This is a genomic window from Streptomyces sp. NPDC050263 (assembly GCF_040655955.1).
In the GTDB taxonomy this organism is placed as follows: domain Bacteria; phylum Actinomycetota; class Actinomycetes; order Streptomycetales; family Streptomycetaceae; genus Streptomyces.
In genome coordinates, this window is record NZ_JBFAKW010000033.1 from 19,261 (window position 1) to 34,315 (window position 15,055).

A 15,055-nucleotide genomic window follows, 5' to 3' on the forward strand; every position below is an offset into this window, starting at 1 on the left:
CGAACAGTCGACCCGAGCATGCGTGCGCCGACGGATCTGCCCAAGGGACCCGTCCCGCTGAGCAGAACGCACCCTCGACGACGGCGGCGGAGGGGTCCTGGGGCCGTGTCCCGCTCAGCGGACCCATGCCGATGCAGGGAGGCCGGGCCGAGGTCTACGGTGCGCCAATTCGGGCCGCTCTTCGACGACCCGCCTCGACCGGCGGTCTCTTCTCAATCACCGAGGTGCGCATGCAGACACCGTCCCGACCAAGACGTCTCCTCGCAGGTTCCGCTGCCCTGACCGCCGCACTCCTCACGCTCGCCTCGTGCGGCGCCGGCACCACCGACTCGACCGCGGCCGGCGGCGAGAAGGACGCCGGCGGCCCCACGATCCGGATCGCCGTCGGCATCGACCCCTCCTTCGCCCCCCTCTTCCTCGCCGACGCCCAGGGACTGTGGGCGGAGCACGGAGTCAAGGTCCAGCTGGTCCAGTTCGGCAAGGGCGGTGAGGGCGTGGACGCCCTGGGCGCCGGCCAGGTGCAACTGGCCGGCAACTCCGACACCACCACCATCGGGGTGCTCCAGCAGACCCCCTCGCTCCGGTCGCTGCTGGTGTACGAGCAGTCCGGCCGCTATCTGAAGGTCGTCCTCGGCCCCGAGATCAAGTCGGCCGCGCAGATCAAGAAGATGGCCGTCGTCCCCGGCCTCTCCGAGCTCGCCGCCACCCGGTTCCTTGAGTCGAAGGGCATCGACCCCGAGACGGTCGACCTGGTCACCGCCGACCCGCCCGAGATCCCGGCGCTGACGCGGAAGGGAGACGTCGACGCCTACGTCCTGTGGGAGCCCTGGCCCACGAAGGGCGTGGCGCTCGGCGAGCAGATCCTGGAGACCACCGGCGACTTCGGCCTGTCCTACTCCCACTGGCTGCTGACGACCGACACCTGGCTCAAGGACAACACCGCGACCGCCGTCAAGGTCGCGCAGGCGCTCCAGGAGGCCGCCGAGAAGACCGAGAACGACCCGGACGCGGCGGCCGAGGCCACGAAGAAGGCCACCAAGATCCCGACGGCCCAGACCGTGAACGCGATCAAGGAGATCGACTTCGCGGTCCGTGACTTCACCGCCGAGGACCTGAAGGCGTACGACGACACCGCCTCCTTCTATCTGGGCACCGGCAAGGTCAAGGCGAAGCCGGACGTGTCCACGGCCGTCCTGCGCGGCTGGTCCACCGAGCACCTGAAGGGATCCTGATGACCAAGGCCATCGAGACCACCAAGACCGAGACCACCGAAGCGGCGAGCGAGCGGACGGTCGGGCGCGGCGCCGCGCTCCGCGCCGACGGCGTCGGCATCCGCTTCGGCTCGTTCCAGGCGGTGCGGGACATATCCCTGGACATCGCCGCCGGTGAATTCCTCTGTCTGCTCGGACCGAGCGGCTGCGGCAAGTCCACCCTGCTGTCGGCGATGGCGGGGTTCGTGACGCCGAGCGAGGGCAGTCTCACCGCGGGCGGCGCCGAGATCACCGGGCCCGACCCCGAACTGGGCATGGTCTTCCAGAGCAGCGAGGCGCTCTTCGACTGGACGACAGTCCGGCAGAACGTGATGTTCGGACCGCGCATGCGCCGAAAATCACGAGCGGTGCAGGCGGAACTCGCCGACGAATACCTGAGGCTGGTCGGGCTGCGGCACTGCGCCGACCACTTCCCCGGCCAGTTGAGCGGCGGCATGCGGCAACGTGTGCAGATCGCCCGCGTGTTGGCCAACGAACCGAGCGTCGTCCTCATGGACGAACCGTTCGGCGCGCTCGACGCACAGACCCGGCAGGTGCTCCAGGAGGAGACGGACCGCATCTGGCGGGCCTCGGGCTGCACCGTCGTGTTCGTCACCCACGACATCGACGAGGCGATCCTGCTCGCCGACCGCATCGCCGTGATGACCGCGGGACCGGCGGCGAGGATCAAGTCCGTCTATCCGGTGGACCTGCCGAGACCACGCGACGAGGCCGACCCCGGCGTCGTCGCACTGCGCCGCAGCCTCCGGGAGGACATCGGCGAAGAGGTGCGCAAGGCCCTGCGCGACCAGGGCCTGGACACGGAGGAGGACGTCCGATGACGGTTGCCACGGCGGGCAGCGCCGCCACCCCACAGGCCCGGCGGCGCTCCGACCGGGCGAGCGCCCAGAGCCTGCGCACGATCGGCCTGTACACCCTGTCCGTCCTCATCGGCGTCGGCGTCTGGCAGTTGCTGGCGATGAAGTACGGACCCTCGCTGGTCGCCTCGCCCGGCGAGACCCTCTCCGCCGCCGAGGAACTGGCCCGGGACGGCACGCTGACCAACTCGATCATCGCCTCCAGCCGGCGCATCCTGATCGGCTGGGGACTCGGGATCGTCGTCGGCGTGCCGGTCGGCCTGCTGGTGGGACAGATCAAGGTCGTACGCCAACTGCTGGACCCGTACATCGAGTTCTTCCGGTTCATCCCGCCGGTCGCCTTCGTCACCCTGGCCGTGGTGTGGCTGGGCATCGGCGAGTCGTCGAAGGTGGTCCTGATCTTCTACACGGCCGTCTTCATCGTCACGCTCAACACGAGCGCCGGCGTCATGGCGGTGAGCGAGTCCAAGCTGCGGGCCGCGGCGAGCCTGGGCGCGAGCCGACGGCAGATCCTCCAGCGGATCGTCCTGCCGTCGACCGTGCCGCACATCATCACCGGGGCACGGCTGGCCATGGGCAACAGCTTCCTGACCATCGTCTCCGCCGAGATCGTCGCCGCCCAGGTCGGTCTCGGCTCGTTGATCTGGACCTCCCGCAACTACGGCCGGATCGACTGGGTCTTCGTCGGAATCATCACCTTGGGCATCCTCGGGTTCGTCTTCGACCGCGTCCTGCGGATCGTCGCCTCCCGGGCCCTGCGTCGATATGGAGTGAAACTGTGAGTCGTGCTCTTGTGCTCGAGACGTTCGGCGCGCTGCCGAGGCTCGTGGAGCGGCCGACACCGGAGCCGAGGCCCGGCCACACCCTCGTACGGCTGAGCGCCGCCGCCGTCACCCACCTCGATCTCAACGTCGTCGACGGCGCGTTCGGCATCCTCCCCGACCTGCCGTCGGTGCCCGGAACCGCGGGCAGCGGAACCGTCCTGGCCTCCGACACCCACCCGGAGGGCAGCCTCGTCCACCTCCGCGGCAAGGCGCTCGGGCTGCGCAGGGACGGCTGCTGGGCGGAGCACGCCCTGGTGCCGGACGCGGCCGTCGAGGCCGTGCCGGCGGGCACGGACCCCGCGCTCGCGTGCAGCTACTTCTCCCCCGTGGGCACGGCCTGGGCGGCGGTGCACCCGGTCGCGGCCGTGCTGCCGGGGGAGCGGGTCCTGGTGACCGGGGCGGCGGGCGCCGTCGGCGCGCTGACCGTGCAGCTCGCCGCGCGGGCCGGGGCGGAGGTGGTCGGCGTCGTCGGCCGCCCGGCCAAGCTCGCGCACGTCCCGTCGCCCGCGAAGGCCGTGCTCGCGGCCGAGCTGTCGCCGGAGACGGTCGGCGGACCGATCGACGTGCTGATCGACACCGTGGGCGGCCCGGTGCTGCGGGACGCGCTGCGGCTGGTCCGTCCGCGCGGACGCGCCGCCCTCGTCGGCTACACCGCCGGACGCGAGTTCACCGTGGACCTCGCGGACTTCCTCCTCGCCGACGTGTCGCTCCGGACCGTCAACCTGATGTCACGGGCCCCGGAGGTCGCCGGCGACGCGCGGCGACTGCTCGCCGATCTCACGGCGGGCGAGCTGACCCTGCCGATGGAGCGGTACGCCATCGACGACCTCGCCGAGGCCGTCGAGCGGCTGCGGACCGGGGAAGCGGTCGGCAGGGTGACGCTCGACCTGGGGTGACGCCCCGGTCCTACGCCGGTACGACCACCGCACGGCCCCGGCAGCACACCGTGCCGCCGGGGCCGCAGTGTTCGACGAGGTCCAGCGTGACCGCACCGCTCGCCGGATCCACGGCACGCACCGAGCCGGTCACGACGAGCCGTTCCCCGGCGTGCGCGGGCGCCCGGTTCTGCCACCCGACCTCCAGGACGCGTCCGGCGTCGCCCGCGAACCGCGCTGCCGCGCGATGGAACAGACAGCCGTGCAACTGCGCCATGACCACCGGCCCGGCCAGCCCCTCCGAGCGCGCGAACTCGCCGTCGTAGTGGATGCGGTGGGCGTTGCGGGTGACCGCGCCGAAGCGGAGCAGGTCGACCGCGCTCGGGGTCAGTTCGACGGCCGGCACCGCCTGCCCCACGGTGATCTGCCGGACCTGAGCCGTCATCGGACGATGAACCTCTCCGTGACGTCGACGACGTCGACGATCTCGACGGCCTCGCCGAGGGCGTCCCGGTGCGCCGCGTACGTCTTCTCGACCGTCAGCAGCAGGAACCCCGCGCCGTCGCCCTTGCGTTCCACTCCCGTGAGGGCCCGGCGCATCCTGATCCGGTCCCCGGGCCGCACCTCGGCCCGCAAGCGCACGTCCTGGCCGCCCGCCATCAGCCGGACGTCGAGTCCGTCGGCGCCGGGCACCTCGTCGCGGTACATGCCGTCCGGCCGGAACTCGGCCGGTTCGGCGCCGGGCGCGCCGCGCAGCAGACTCACCGCGTACAGGGGATGGACGCGGAAGCCGGGATGACCGGGATCGACCAGGTGCGGTGCGCTCTCGCCGGCGGCGCGGGCGAACTCCGCGGCGTCCTCGGCCCGTACGACCCCCAGGGACCGCTGCTCCGGGACCCCGAGCGCCGCCCGGGCCCTGTGCTCGGCCAGTTCCAACGCCGACATACGCCGCCTCCCCGCTCACGTCACCGGCTGTGCACACTAAAGTCCGGTTCCGCGTGACGGACACGGAACCGGACCGTTCAACGGACCGATCCGCTTGGGCGGCGATCACCGCCGCTCCACCATCGGTCCATGGACACGGACAGGGACCTCATGCACATCCAGACGCCCCCGGAGGGCGCCTACGCGGAAGCGGACGGCGTCAAGTACCACTACGTCGAACTGGGGGAGGGCAGTCCGACCGTGTTCCTGCACGGCGGCGGGCCCGGCTGCACCGGCTGGTCCGACTTCGGGCAGGTGGCCCCGCTGTTCGCCGCCGACCGCCGCTGCCTCCTCGTCGACATCCTCCAGTACGGCAAGTCCGCCAAGCCCGTCATCGAGGGGCCCATGTGGGACTACCACGCCGCGAAGACCGTGGCCCTCCTCGACGCCCTCGGCGTGGCGCGCGCCGACTTCGTGTGCAACTCGTGGGGCGGCACCATCGCGCTCAACCTCGCCGCCAAGTACCCCGAGCGCGTGAGGTCGTTGGTCATCACCGGCAGCATGCCCGTGTTCCACGGCCCCCTCGCGCCCCTCCCCGAGGGCGGCCGCCGCGGCCGCAACGCCCGCGACGTGTACTACGGCGGCACCGGGCCGTCCTGGCAGAAGATGCGCGAGCTGATCGCCCGCCTGGAGTGGTACGACCCGCAGGCCGTCCCCGACGCCACCGTGACCCTGCGCCACGAGCAGAGCCTCGACCCCGAGGAGACCGCCCTCGCGGGCGCCTCCGACAACCCGCGCGGCGACTGGCAGGACCTCACCGCCGAACTCGGCCGCATCCAGGCCCCCACCCTCTTCCTGTGGGGCATGTACGACGCGTTCCTCACCCCCGACTACCCGCTGATGCTGGCCCGCATGATCCCCAAGGGCAACCTCCATGTGATCAGCGAGGCCTCGCATCACCCTCAGGAGGAGCGGCCGTACGACTATCACAGCGTCGTCAGCGGCTTCCTGAACCAGCGCCACCAGTGACCTACAGGGGAGGAAACGTGAGCGGACCGGCTCTGCGCGTCGTCGAACTGTCCAGTCCCTTCGTCCGGTTCGCCGGCCGGCTGCTGGTCGGCCTCGGACACGAGGTCGTGCTGGTCGAACCCCCGGACGGCGACCCGACCCGGCGTGAGCTCGACGGAGACGCGTTCGCCCACTGGCACGCCGGGAAGCGATCCGTCGTCGTCGGCTCCGCGCAGGAGCTGCGCCGACTGCTCGAAGGCGCGGACGTGCTGCTCGACGGGACGCCGGACGGCGTGGACGCCCCCGACCATCTGGTGCACGTCCGCGTCACGCCCTTCGGGCTCGTCGGGCCGCGCTCCCACTGGCAGGGCACCGACCTGGTGGTGGCGGCGCTGGGCGGCATGCTGGCGCAGGTGGGCGACCCGGACGGGCCGCCGCTGAGGCTGCCCGAGAACCAGGCCGAGCAACTCGCGGGCGTCAACGCGGCGATCGCCGCCCTCCTCGGACTCCGCGCCCGCCGCCGGGGCCCCGGCCAGCTGATCGACGTCTCCGCGCAGGCCTGCGCGGCCGCCGCCCTGGAGGCGGGCACCCTGGCCTATCTGCACGAGGACCGGGTGCCGCCCCGGCCGGGAGCCGTGCACCCGCTCGTGCCGCACGGACTGTTCCGCGCCGCCGACGGCCACCTGGGCGGCGGGCTCGGCGGCAGCCCCCGCATGTGGGACGCGCTGCTGGAGTGGCTGCGGGAGGAGGGCGCCGAGGCCGATCTCGGCGAACCGCGCTGGCAGGACCCGGTCGAGCGCAAGAAACACCAGGAACATGTCTTCAAGGTCGTCCAGGACTTCGCGGGCGCCTGGCCGAAGGCCGAGTTCGCCGAGGCCGCCCAGGCCAGGAAGCTGCCCTGGGCCGCCGTCGACCTGCCCCCCGAACTGCCGGACAACCCGCAGCTCAGGGCCCGCGGCTTCTTCACCCGGGTGGCCGGGCGGACCGACGTCGGTTTCCCCTTCGCGTTCCCGGAGGGCCGGCGGAGGCAGGAACTCGACGTCCCCGGACTCGACGCCGACCGCGCCCTCCTCGACCCGCCCCGCCCGGCGCCCCGGGTCGTCGCGGCACAGGACCCCGGGCGCCGGGCGCTGGACGGCGTCCGCGTCCTGGACCTGACCTGGGTGCTCGCCGGCCCGTACTGCACGAAGGTCCTCGCCGACCACGGGGCCGACGTCATCAAGGTCGAGTCGGCGGGCCGCCCCGACCCCACCCGGTTCGCCCCCTTCATGCACCTCTCCCGGGGCCCGCACACGGACCCGGACACCAGCGGCTACTTCAACGACGTCAACCGCAACAAACGCAGCATCACGCTGGACACCCGCTCCGCGGACGGCCTCGCCGTGCTGCGCGACCTCATCGCGTCCTGCGACGTCCTCGTGGAGAACTTCAGCTCCACCGTCATGACCCGGATGGGGCTCGGCCCCGACGAACTCGCCCGGATCAACCCGGGCATCGTCTACGTCAGCATGTCGGGCATGGGGCACACCGGCCCCCGCAACGGCTGGGTGTCGTACGCCGACACGGTCTCGGCCGCCTCCGGACTGACCGGGCTGACCGGCTGGGGGCCGCAGGACGTGGTCGGCGTGATCTACGGCCACGGCGACATCGTCGCGGGACTCCAGGCCGCGCTCGCCACCCTCGCCGCCCTGGAACACCGGGAGGAGACCGGCCGCGGACAGCACATCGACCTGTCCCAACTCGAGGCGATCGCCGCGCACATGGGCACCAGCCTGCTCACCGGCACCCCGGCGGAGCCGACGGGCAACACCCACCCCGAGTGGAGCCCGCAGGGCGTGTACCGATGTCTCGGCGCCGACCGCTGGCTGGCCGTCAGCGTGCGCACGGACCCGGAGTGGGCGGCCCTGTGCGAGGTCGTCGGCCGCCCCGACCTCGCCGCCGACGCACGGACCCGGACGGCGCGGGCGCGCCGACGCGAGAGCGCCCTCGTCGACGAAGCGCTCGGCGCCTGGGCCCGAGCGATGCCGGCCGACCTCGCCGCCGAACTCCTCCAGGAGGCCGGCGTCCCGGCCGGGGCCGTGCAGGACGGGCGTGAACTCGTCGAGCACGACCCGCAGTTGCGGGCGCGCGGCTTCTACGTCCGCCGGGAGCACCCGGCCGCGGGCGCCTTCCTGCACGAGGGCGTGCCGATCCGGCTCACCCGCACACCCGGCGCCGTCCGCGAGCCCGCGCCCCTGCTCGGCGCCGACACCGACGCCGTGCTGCGGGAGGTGGCGGGGTACTCGCCGGAGCGGATCGGGCAGCTGCGGGACGCCGGGGTGCTGCGATGATCCGGGCCGTCTCCGTCCCCGGGCTGCTGGAGGCGGCCGCCGAGGAGTTCGGCGACCGGGTCTTCCTGCGCGTGGGCGAGGTGGCCCGCACCTACCGGGAGACCCGCCGGGCGGCGGCCACGACGGCCGGGGCGCTCGCGGCCCGGGGCTGCCGTCCCGGCGACCGCATCGCCGCCATGACCGGCAACCGGATCGAGCTCGTCGACCTGATCCTCGGCAGCGCGTGGCTGGGCGCGGTCCTCGTCCCGCTCAACACCGGCCTGCGCGGCCCCGGCCTGCGGCACGTGCTGCGCCAGGCGGAACCCGCGTTCCTGCTCGCGGAGCCCGAGCCGGCCGCACGCGTGGTCGAGGCCGGCTACCGGGGAACGCTGTGGGTCACCGACGGGCCCGACGCCATCCCCACGCCCGAGGACGGCGCGCCGGAACTCCCGCCCGCCCGGCCCCGCGCCGAGGACACCGCGTTCGTCCTGTTCACCTCGGGCACCACCGGGACCTCGCGGGGCGTGCGCAGCCCGCACGCCCAGTTCGCCTGGTGGGGCCGCAACGTCGCCGACTCCCTGCGGCTGACCGCCGACGACGTCCTGCACACCTGCCTGCCCCTGTTCCACACCAACGCCCTGAACGCGCTGGCCCAGGCCATGACCGTGGGCGCGGCCTACTCGCTCGCGCCGCGCTTCTCCGCCTCCCGGTACTGGACGCAGGTCGCGCAGGCCGAGGCGACCGTCGTCTACCTGCTCGGTGCGATGGTCCCGATGCTGCTCGCCCGGCCCCCCGGCCCCGAGGACCGCGCACACCGCGCCTGGCGCGGCCTCTCACCGGCCACTCCCGGCCCCGCATGGCAGCCGTTCCGTGAGCGCTTCGGCGTCACCCTGGTCGACGGATTCGGCTCCACCGAGACCAACCTCGTCATCGGGTCCACCCCCGAGGAACAACGGCCCGGCCGTCTCGGCACCGTCCGCGAGGGGTTCTCGGCGCGCGTGGTCGACGAGCTCCTCGCCCCGGTCCCCGACGGCACACCGGGCGAACTCGTCGTCCGCAGCCACCAGCCGTTCGCCTTCGCCACCGGCTACCTGGGCGACGCCGAGAGCCCGGCCCCGGCCGACTGGCGGCGCACCGGCGACCGCGTCGTCCGGGAGCCGGACGGCTCGTTCCGGTTCGTCGACCGCGTCAAGGACGTGATCCGCCGCCGCGGCGAGAACATCTCCTCGCAGGAGGTGGAGTCCGCCGTCCGGGCCCATCCGGCGATCGCCGACGCCGCCGCCTTCCCGGTGCCCTCGGAGCTTGCCGAGGACGAGGTCATGGTGGCGGTGGTCCTGCGCCCGGACCGCACGCTCGACCCCCACGACCTCGTACGGCACTGCGAGCGCGAGCTGCCCCCGTTCGCCGTGCCCCGCCACGTCGACGTCGTGGCGGAGCTGCCGCTCACCGAGACCGGCAAGGTCCGCAAGGCCGACCTCCGCGCCCGCGGGATCACGGCGACGACCTGGGACCGTACGGCCCGGCTCAGCCCTTCGCCACCCACTCCCGGATGACCTCGGCGAACTCCTGCGGAAGCTGCTCCGGCACGGGTACGTGACCGCCCGACAGCACCCGGGTCTCCCAGCCGAGGGCCGCGAACTTCTCCAGCGCGGACAGCGAGTAGTGGTCGCCCGGGGCGCAGACCGCGAGGGCACGGGCGGTGACGTACGGCAGCCGCTCCTCCATCCGGTACCGCGTCACCGCCAGGTGGCCCTCCTCCACGCGGTCCAGGACGGTGAGCGCGTCCACCATGAACCGGTGCAGCGCGGCCTCCTCGCCCGGCCGGTAGAAGCCGCGGCGCCGGTTCCACAGCTCCAGCAGGTGCGAGCCGTCGGGTCGCGGGTCGACATGGTCGACCGGCTTGCGCGTCGCGGCCCGGCCGCGTCGCTCCTCGTCGACGAAGGGCGTGCCGGACAGCAGCAGGCTCGCCACCCGGTCCTGGAGCCGGGCTGCGACCTCCACCGCGATCACTCCGCCGGTGTGATGGCCCACCAGGTGGAAACGGTCCAGGCCGAGCGCGTCGACGAGCGCGAGCACACCGTCCGCGAACCGCTCGACGGAATGCGGCCCGGCGGGCTTCGCGGAGGCGCCGAAGCCCAGGGTGTCCATGGCGATCGCCCGGTGCCCGGCCGCCCCCACCAGCGGCAGCACGTCCAGGTACTCGGTCCAGGAGCGCGGCGTCTGGTGCAGCATCAGCACGGGCTCGCCGGCGCCGCATTCGACGTGGTGCAACTGCCCGAAGGGACTGGGGACATAGCCGCGCCGCAGGACGTGCGTCATGGTGACCTTCTTTCGTACAGGGGAGGGCGGACCGCACGACCACTGTGGTGAGCGTCGGAGCGGCGCACCAGGCCGGCGGTCCGGTCTCCGGACCCGTCCTGCGGTCTCCGGATCCGTCGAGGTCTCTGGAATCCCGGGGGACTCCAGAGACCTCGTCCTGCCCTGCCGCTCTTCACGGCCCGGTCGGGGCCCGAGCCGTGACCGGTTCGCCGGCGAAGAACCGGCACCTCGCCCGCCGGATCGCCGATGCCGGATTCGGAGAGACCCGCCGCCGGCTCACCTACAAGACGACCTCCTGTCCGGCGTGCGTGCCGTGGTGTACGAGCGCGCCCTCCCCCTGACCACGCGCAAACCGCCCGTCACCACAGCCCGCCCCGACGGCGCCTGCGCGATCCACGGCGGCATCGCCCTCGCCCTGCGGGACGTGTTCAGCGGGCAGGGCATCGCCCGGATGCTCGTGGACGACCGGAAAGGCTGAGGCCGTCAGCCCGGCGGGGCCGAGCGTGAGGTCGTCGTACTGGACGGCGCCCGCGACGAGCCTGGCCCCCCTGACGTCTCACGCCGCTCCGCTCGGCGCCCGGGGCGTGTCCTGGGGCAGCCGGAGCGGCACGACGCCCACGCTGTGGCCGTCGCGGTCCAGCAGCCGTCCCATGTGCTTGACCGTGCGCAGCACCACCGAGCGGTCCTCGACCGTGAGCCGCGGCAACCGCCGGGACAGATGCGCCTCGAAGGCGTGCACGTCGTGCAGATCGCGCAGCCAGACGTCGACCACCAGGTTGTGCGGGCCGGCCGTGATCGCGCAGGAACGCACCTCGCGCACCCCGGCCAGCACCCGGCTGGTCTCCTCCACGAACTGCCCCGGCACCGAGGCGAAGTACACGGCGGACAGCGGCCAGCCCGACAGCGGCCGGGCCAGGTCGCAGCGCAGGCTGAGCCGGGAGGCGAGCAGCGACTGCAGACGCCGGCGCACGGTGGTCAGGCTCGCGCCGGTCGCCGCGGACAGGTCCCGCAGCGACATACGCCCGTCCACGCTCAGCAGTTCCAGCAGTCGGGCGTCCAACTCGTCCCACCTGGCCTCCGCGTCGGACAGCAGCGCGGGGGCCGCGACGGCCTGCTCGACGCGTGCGACCTGAGCCGCGTCGAGGCTGCGCAGCCGCCAGCGGCTGCCCTCGGCCGGGATCCCCGTCGACACATGCGTGCGCGTCGCCCGCACCCCGGGCGTCCGCTGGAACAACAGCGTGGTCAGCCGGCCCAACTCGTCGAGGCTGCGGGCCTGTACGGCCGCCACCAGGTCCCGGCCGCCGGCCGTGAGCTTGATGTTGGCCACCGACGGGTCGGCCGCCAGCGCCTGCGCCACGTCCTCGGCGACTCCCGGCTCCGTGTCCACCTCCACCACCGCGCTCACCACGAGCCGCGAGTTCGTCAGCCGGGGATAGGCGGTCACCCACGCCAGACCCGCTTCCTCCAGCCGCTGCCAACGCCGGGCGGCCGTCACCGGATTGACCCCCAGTACCTCACCGACCAGTCTCCACGGGGCCCTGGGATGGATCTGCAGGGCATGGACCACTCCCCGGTCGATCTCGTCGAGCCCCGAGGCGGCACAATTCTGCACCCCCCGGTGCGGCGCTTCCCTGCGCACATCGACGGAATCCGGCGTGAAAACTGCACAGTGACACGAGGTTTTCTCGCGCATTCCACACTCCGTTCGCCTGTCCCCGACACCGGAGGAGTGACCGCACCCCATGACGGACACCCACACGAAAACCCGGACCGCCCTGCGGATCCACCACGCCCGGCTGATCGACGGCACCGGCTCGTCCCCGGTGGACGACGCGGTCGTCATCGTCGACGGCGACGGCATCATCTCCTACGCCGGAGCCGCCGCGACAGCCCCCGAGGCCACGGGCGACGCCTGCGACGTCCGGATCATCGACGCCGGCGGCCGCACCCTGCTCCCCGGGTTCTTCGACTGCCACGTCCACCTGGCCTACGCGCAGGGCTCGCCGCCCGGCCGCCGCGCCGAACTCGACCCGGTCCTGGTTACCCTGGACACCGCCGCGCGGCTGCGGCAGACCCTCGACGCGGGCATCACCAGCGCCCGCGACCTCGGCGGCCTCTCCGCGGGCTACCGCACGGCGGTGGAGAGCGGCCGGATCGTCGGCCCGCGCCTGCACACCGCCGTCCGGATCATCAGCCACACCGGCGGGCACGCCGACGTACGGCTGCCCGACGGCACCGACCTGAGCGCCGGCATGTCGGAGATCGCCGACACCGCGGACGAGGCCCGGCTCGCCGTGCGCCGCGTGCTGCGCGAGGGCGCCGACCTGGTCAAGATCTGCGCCACCGGCGGCATGGGCAGTCCCTACGACCAGCCCGACGACGAAGGCCTGCTGGAGGAGGAGATCCGGGCCGTCGTCGACGAGGCCCGCCGACACGGCGGCAAGCCCGTCGCCGCGCACGCCCAGGGCAACGCGGGCATCCTCAACGCGCTGCGCGGCGGCGTCACCAGCATCGAGCACGGCTACGGCCTCGACGCACGCGCCCTGGACATGGCCGGCGAGCAGGGCACCTTCGTCGTCCCCACCCTCTCCACCGTGTACGCCGGCATCAACAAGGACACGATGCCGCACTACCACTACGAGAAGAAGGTCCGCTGGTCCGGCATCACCAAGGAGAACATCGCCCGCGCCATCGAGTACGGCGCCCGGATCGCGCTCGGCACCGACGCCGCCGTCGGCCCGCACGGCGTGAACCTCATGGAGCTGACCTACCTCGTGGACCTGGGCATGGACCCCATGGCCGCCATCGTGGCCGGCACCCGCACCTCCGCCGAACTCCTCGGCGTCGCCGACCGGCTCGGCACCCTCACCCCCGGCCGCACCGCCGACCTCGTCCTGTGCGAGGGTGACCCGCTCACGGACATCGGCGTCCTCGGCGACCCGGCCAACATCGTCTGCGTCGTCCAGGACGGCGTCGTCCGCAAGGACCTCCTCCTCCCAGCGGCCCTCACGGGAAGGCAGCCCTGATGTCCTCACTGACCGACCTCCCGACGCCCGACAGCAAGTCGCCCGACACCGGGCGCCCCGGTCTCCTCGACCGCGTCCTGGCGTTCATCGAGCGGGCGGGCAACGCCCTGCCCCACCCGATCGTCCTGTTCGCGGGACTCTTCGCCCTCCTGGCCGTCGTCTCCACCGGGCTGGAGCTGGCCGACGTCTCCGTCGAGGTCCCCGGCACCGGCGAGACCAAGCAGGTGGGCGGGCTGTTCACCGGCGACGGGCTGCGCTGGCTGGTGGAGAACCTGATCCCCAACTTCGCGACCTTCCCGCCGATCGGCGCCGTACTGGTCCTGATCATGGTGGTCGGACTCGCGGAGCGGACGGGGCTGCTGGAGACGGTCATGCGGGCCACCCTGGCCCGCGTGCCCCGCGCGGCGCTGCCCTACGCGGTCGCGCTCATCGCCAGCCAGGCGCACATGATGAGCGACGTGGCCGCCATCGTGCTGCCGCCGCTCGCGGCCCTCGTCTTCAAGAGCGCCGGACGTCACCCCGTGGCCGGCCTCATCGGCGGCTTCGCCTGCGTCACCGCGGGCTATGCCGCCGGCTTCACCATCGGCTCGCTCGACGCCCTGTACGTCGGCATCACCCAGCAGGCGGCGTCGGTGCTGCCGGCCGCCGACGGGCTCCACATCCACCTGCTCATCAACTACTTCTTCACCGCGGCGAGCAGCGTCGTCCTGGCCGCGCTCGGCGGATTCCTCATCGGCCGCGTCCTGGAGCCGCGCCTCGGGGTGTACGAGCCGACCGGCGAGGAGCCGCAGGAGCAGGAAGACCTGACCCTCACGCCGATCCAGCGCCGGGGTCTGCTGGCCACGACCGTCGTCGTCCTGCTCTACGTGGGCGGGGTCCTCGCCCTGTGGCTGCCGTCCGGGGCCCCGCTGCGCGGCGAGGGCGGCGCGTTCGTGCCCTCGCCGGTCCTCAGCGGCATCGTGCCGGTCCTCTTCGGCGCGTTCCTGCTGGCGGGACTCACCTACGGCTTCACGGTCAAGAAGCTCACCGGCACCGAGGACGTGGTCACCGCGGTGACCGACTCGGTGAAGAGCATGTCCGGCTACATCGTCATGATGTTCGTCGCCGCCCAGGTCATCGCGCTGTTCACCTGGTCCAACGTGGGCATCCTGCTCGCGGTCAAGGCCGCGGCGCTCTTCAACGACCTCGGTGTGACGGGCTTCGGGGCGATCGTGGTGTTCGTGCTGCTGGCGTCCTGCCTCAACCTCTTCATCGTCTCCGGCTCCGCCCTGTGGTCGCTGGTCGGACCCGTCTTCATCCCCGCGTTCATGCTCATGGGCATGAGCCCGGCGCTCAGCCAGGCGGCCTTCCGCATCGGCGACTCCGCGACCGGCGCGATCACCCCGATGAACCCCTACCTCTTCCTCATCCTGGCGATGCTCCGCCAGTACGAGCCCGACGCGAAGCTCGGCACGCTGATATCCCGGCTCGCCGTCTTCGTCATCCCGTTCATGGTCGTGTGGCTGGTGATCCTGGCCGTCTTCTACGGCTTCGACCTGCCGCTCGGCCCGGGTGCGCACATCGGCCTCAAGTGAACGCCTTACGCACGCGGCCGACCCCGCCGGGACGAACCGGTGGGGTCGGCCGCTGCTCATCGGGCGTC

General features: G+C 72.8%; 14 protein-coding genes. 10 read left to right on the forward strand and 4 right to left on the reverse strand.

Features of this window, described 5'->3' with window-relative positions:
* Positions 1 to 230 precede the first annotated feature (230 nt).
* From AB0J04_RS17455 to AB0J04_RS17470, 4 genes are read left to right on the forward strand one after another with little or no spacing between them, the layout of a single operon-like run.
* The gene (locus AB0J04_RS17455) at positions 231 to 1,232 is read left to right on the forward strand and encodes an ABC transporter substrate-binding protein (protein ID WP_363169319.1); all 1,002 of its coding nucleotides are present in this window, start codon (positions 231 to 233) and stop codon (positions 1,230 to 1,232) included.
* Positions 1,232 to 2,092: an ABC transporter ATP-binding protein gene (locus AB0J04_RS17460; RefSeq protein WP_363169320.1), complete on the forward strand. Its 861-nt coding sequence runs from the start codon at positions 1,232 to 1,234 to the stop codon at positions 2,090 to 2,092. The genes AB0J04_RS17455 and AB0J04_RS17460 overlap by 1 nt, the downstream gene beginning before the upstream one ends.
* Positions 2,089 to 2,910 carry an ABC transporter permease gene (locus tag AB0J04_RS17465; RefSeq protein ID WP_363169321.1) on the forward strand — a complete coding sequence of 274 codons (822 nt, stop codon included), beginning with the start codon at positions 2,089 to 2,091 and terminating at the stop codon, positions 2,908 to 2,910. The genes AB0J04_RS17460 and AB0J04_RS17465 overlap by 4 nt, the downstream gene beginning before the upstream one ends.
* A complete protein-coding gene (locus tag AB0J04_RS17470; RefSeq protein WP_363169322.1) occupies positions 2,907 to 3,848 on the forward strand; it encodes a zinc-binding alcohol dehydrogenase family protein in 942 nt (313 codons plus the stop codon). Before AB0J04_RS17465 ends, AB0J04_RS17470 begins: the two co-directional genes overlap by 4 nt.
* 10 nt (positions 3,849 to 3,858) lie before the next feature.
* Here the strand turns inward: AB0J04_RS17470 and AB0J04_RS17475 are convergent, their stop codons facing one another.
* Both AB0J04_RS17475 and AB0J04_RS17480 read right to left on the reverse strand, forming a co-directional pair.
* Positions 3,859 to 4,272: an acyl dehydratase gene (locus AB0J04_RS17475; protein WP_363169323.1), complete on the reverse strand. Its 414-nt coding sequence runs from the start codon at positions 4,270 to 4,272 to the stop codon at positions 3,859 to 3,861.
* Positions 4,269 to 4,772, reverse strand: coding sequence for a MaoC family dehydratase N-terminal domain-containing protein (locus tag AB0J04_RS17480; RefSeq protein ID WP_363169324.1), 504 nt, complete (start codon positions 4,770 to 4,772; stop codon positions 4,269 to 4,271). The genes AB0J04_RS17475 and AB0J04_RS17480 overlap by 4 nt, the downstream gene beginning before the upstream one ends.
* Before the next feature lie 129 nt (positions 4,773 to 4,901).
* Between AB0J04_RS17480 and AB0J04_RS17485 the strand changes: the two genes are divergently transcribed.
* The 3 genes from AB0J04_RS17485 to AB0J04_RS17495 are packed head-to-tail and all read left to right on the forward strand — an operon-like array spanning position 4,902 to position 9,621.
* Positions 4,902 to 5,780, forward strand: coding sequence for an alpha/beta hydrolase (locus AB0J04_RS17485; protein ID WP_363169325.1), 879 nt, complete (start codon positions 4,902 to 4,904; stop codon positions 5,778 to 5,780).
* A 17-nt stretch (positions 5,781 to 5,797) separates the two neighbouring features.
* Entirely contained in the window at positions 5,798 to 8,089 is a 2,292-nt protein-coding gene (locus tag AB0J04_RS17490; RefSeq protein ID WP_363169326.1) for a CoA transferase, read from the forward strand.
* Entirely contained in the window at positions 8,086 to 9,621 is a 1,536-nt protein-coding gene (locus tag AB0J04_RS17495) for an AMP-binding protein (protein ID WP_363169327.1), read from the forward strand. Before AB0J04_RS17490 ends, AB0J04_RS17495 begins: the two co-directional genes overlap by 4 nt.
* Here AB0J04_RS17495 and AB0J04_RS17500 read toward each other — a convergent pair.
* A complete protein-coding gene (locus AB0J04_RS17500) occupies positions 9,593 to 10,387 on the reverse strand; it encodes an alpha/beta hydrolase (RefSeq protein WP_363169329.1) in 795 nt (264 codons plus the stop codon). The two genes, AB0J04_RS17495 and AB0J04_RS17500, sit on opposite strands and share 29 nt — an antisense overlap.
* Positions 10,388 to 10,691: 304 nt before the next feature.
* Between AB0J04_RS17500 and AB0J04_RS17505 the strand changes: the two genes are divergently transcribed.
* A complete protein-coding gene (locus AB0J04_RS17505) occupies positions 10,692 to 10,865 on the forward strand; it encodes a hypothetical protein (protein ID WP_363169330.1) in 174 nt (57 codons plus the stop codon).
* Between the two features lie 78 nt (positions 10,866 to 10,943).
* On the opposite strand, the gene AB0J04_RS17510 is transcribed toward AB0J04_RS17505, so the two are convergent.
* Positions 10,944 to 11,999 (reverse strand): Lrp/AsnC family transcriptional regulator, encoded by a 1,056-nt coding sequence (locus AB0J04_RS17510; protein ID WP_363169331.1) that lies wholly within the window; start codon positions 11,997 to 11,999, stop codon positions 10,944 to 10,946.
* Between the two features lie 130 nt (positions 12,000 to 12,129).
* Between AB0J04_RS17510 and AB0J04_RS17515 the strand changes: the two genes are divergently transcribed.
* Both AB0J04_RS17515 and AB0J04_RS17520 read left to right on the forward strand, forming a co-directional pair.
* Positions 12,130 to 13,413 carry an amidohydrolase family protein gene (locus tag AB0J04_RS17515; RefSeq protein WP_363169333.1) on the forward strand — a complete coding sequence of 428 codons (1,284 nt, stop codon included), beginning with the start codon at positions 12,130 to 12,132 and terminating at the stop codon, positions 13,411 to 13,413.
* Positions 13,413 to 14,987: an AbgT family transporter gene (locus AB0J04_RS17520; protein ID WP_363169334.1), complete on the forward strand. Its 1,575-nt coding sequence runs from the start codon at positions 13,413 to 13,415 to the stop codon at positions 14,985 to 14,987. Before AB0J04_RS17515 ends, AB0J04_RS17520 begins: the two co-directional genes overlap by 1 nt.
* Positions 14,988 to 15,055: the final 68 nt, after the last annotated feature.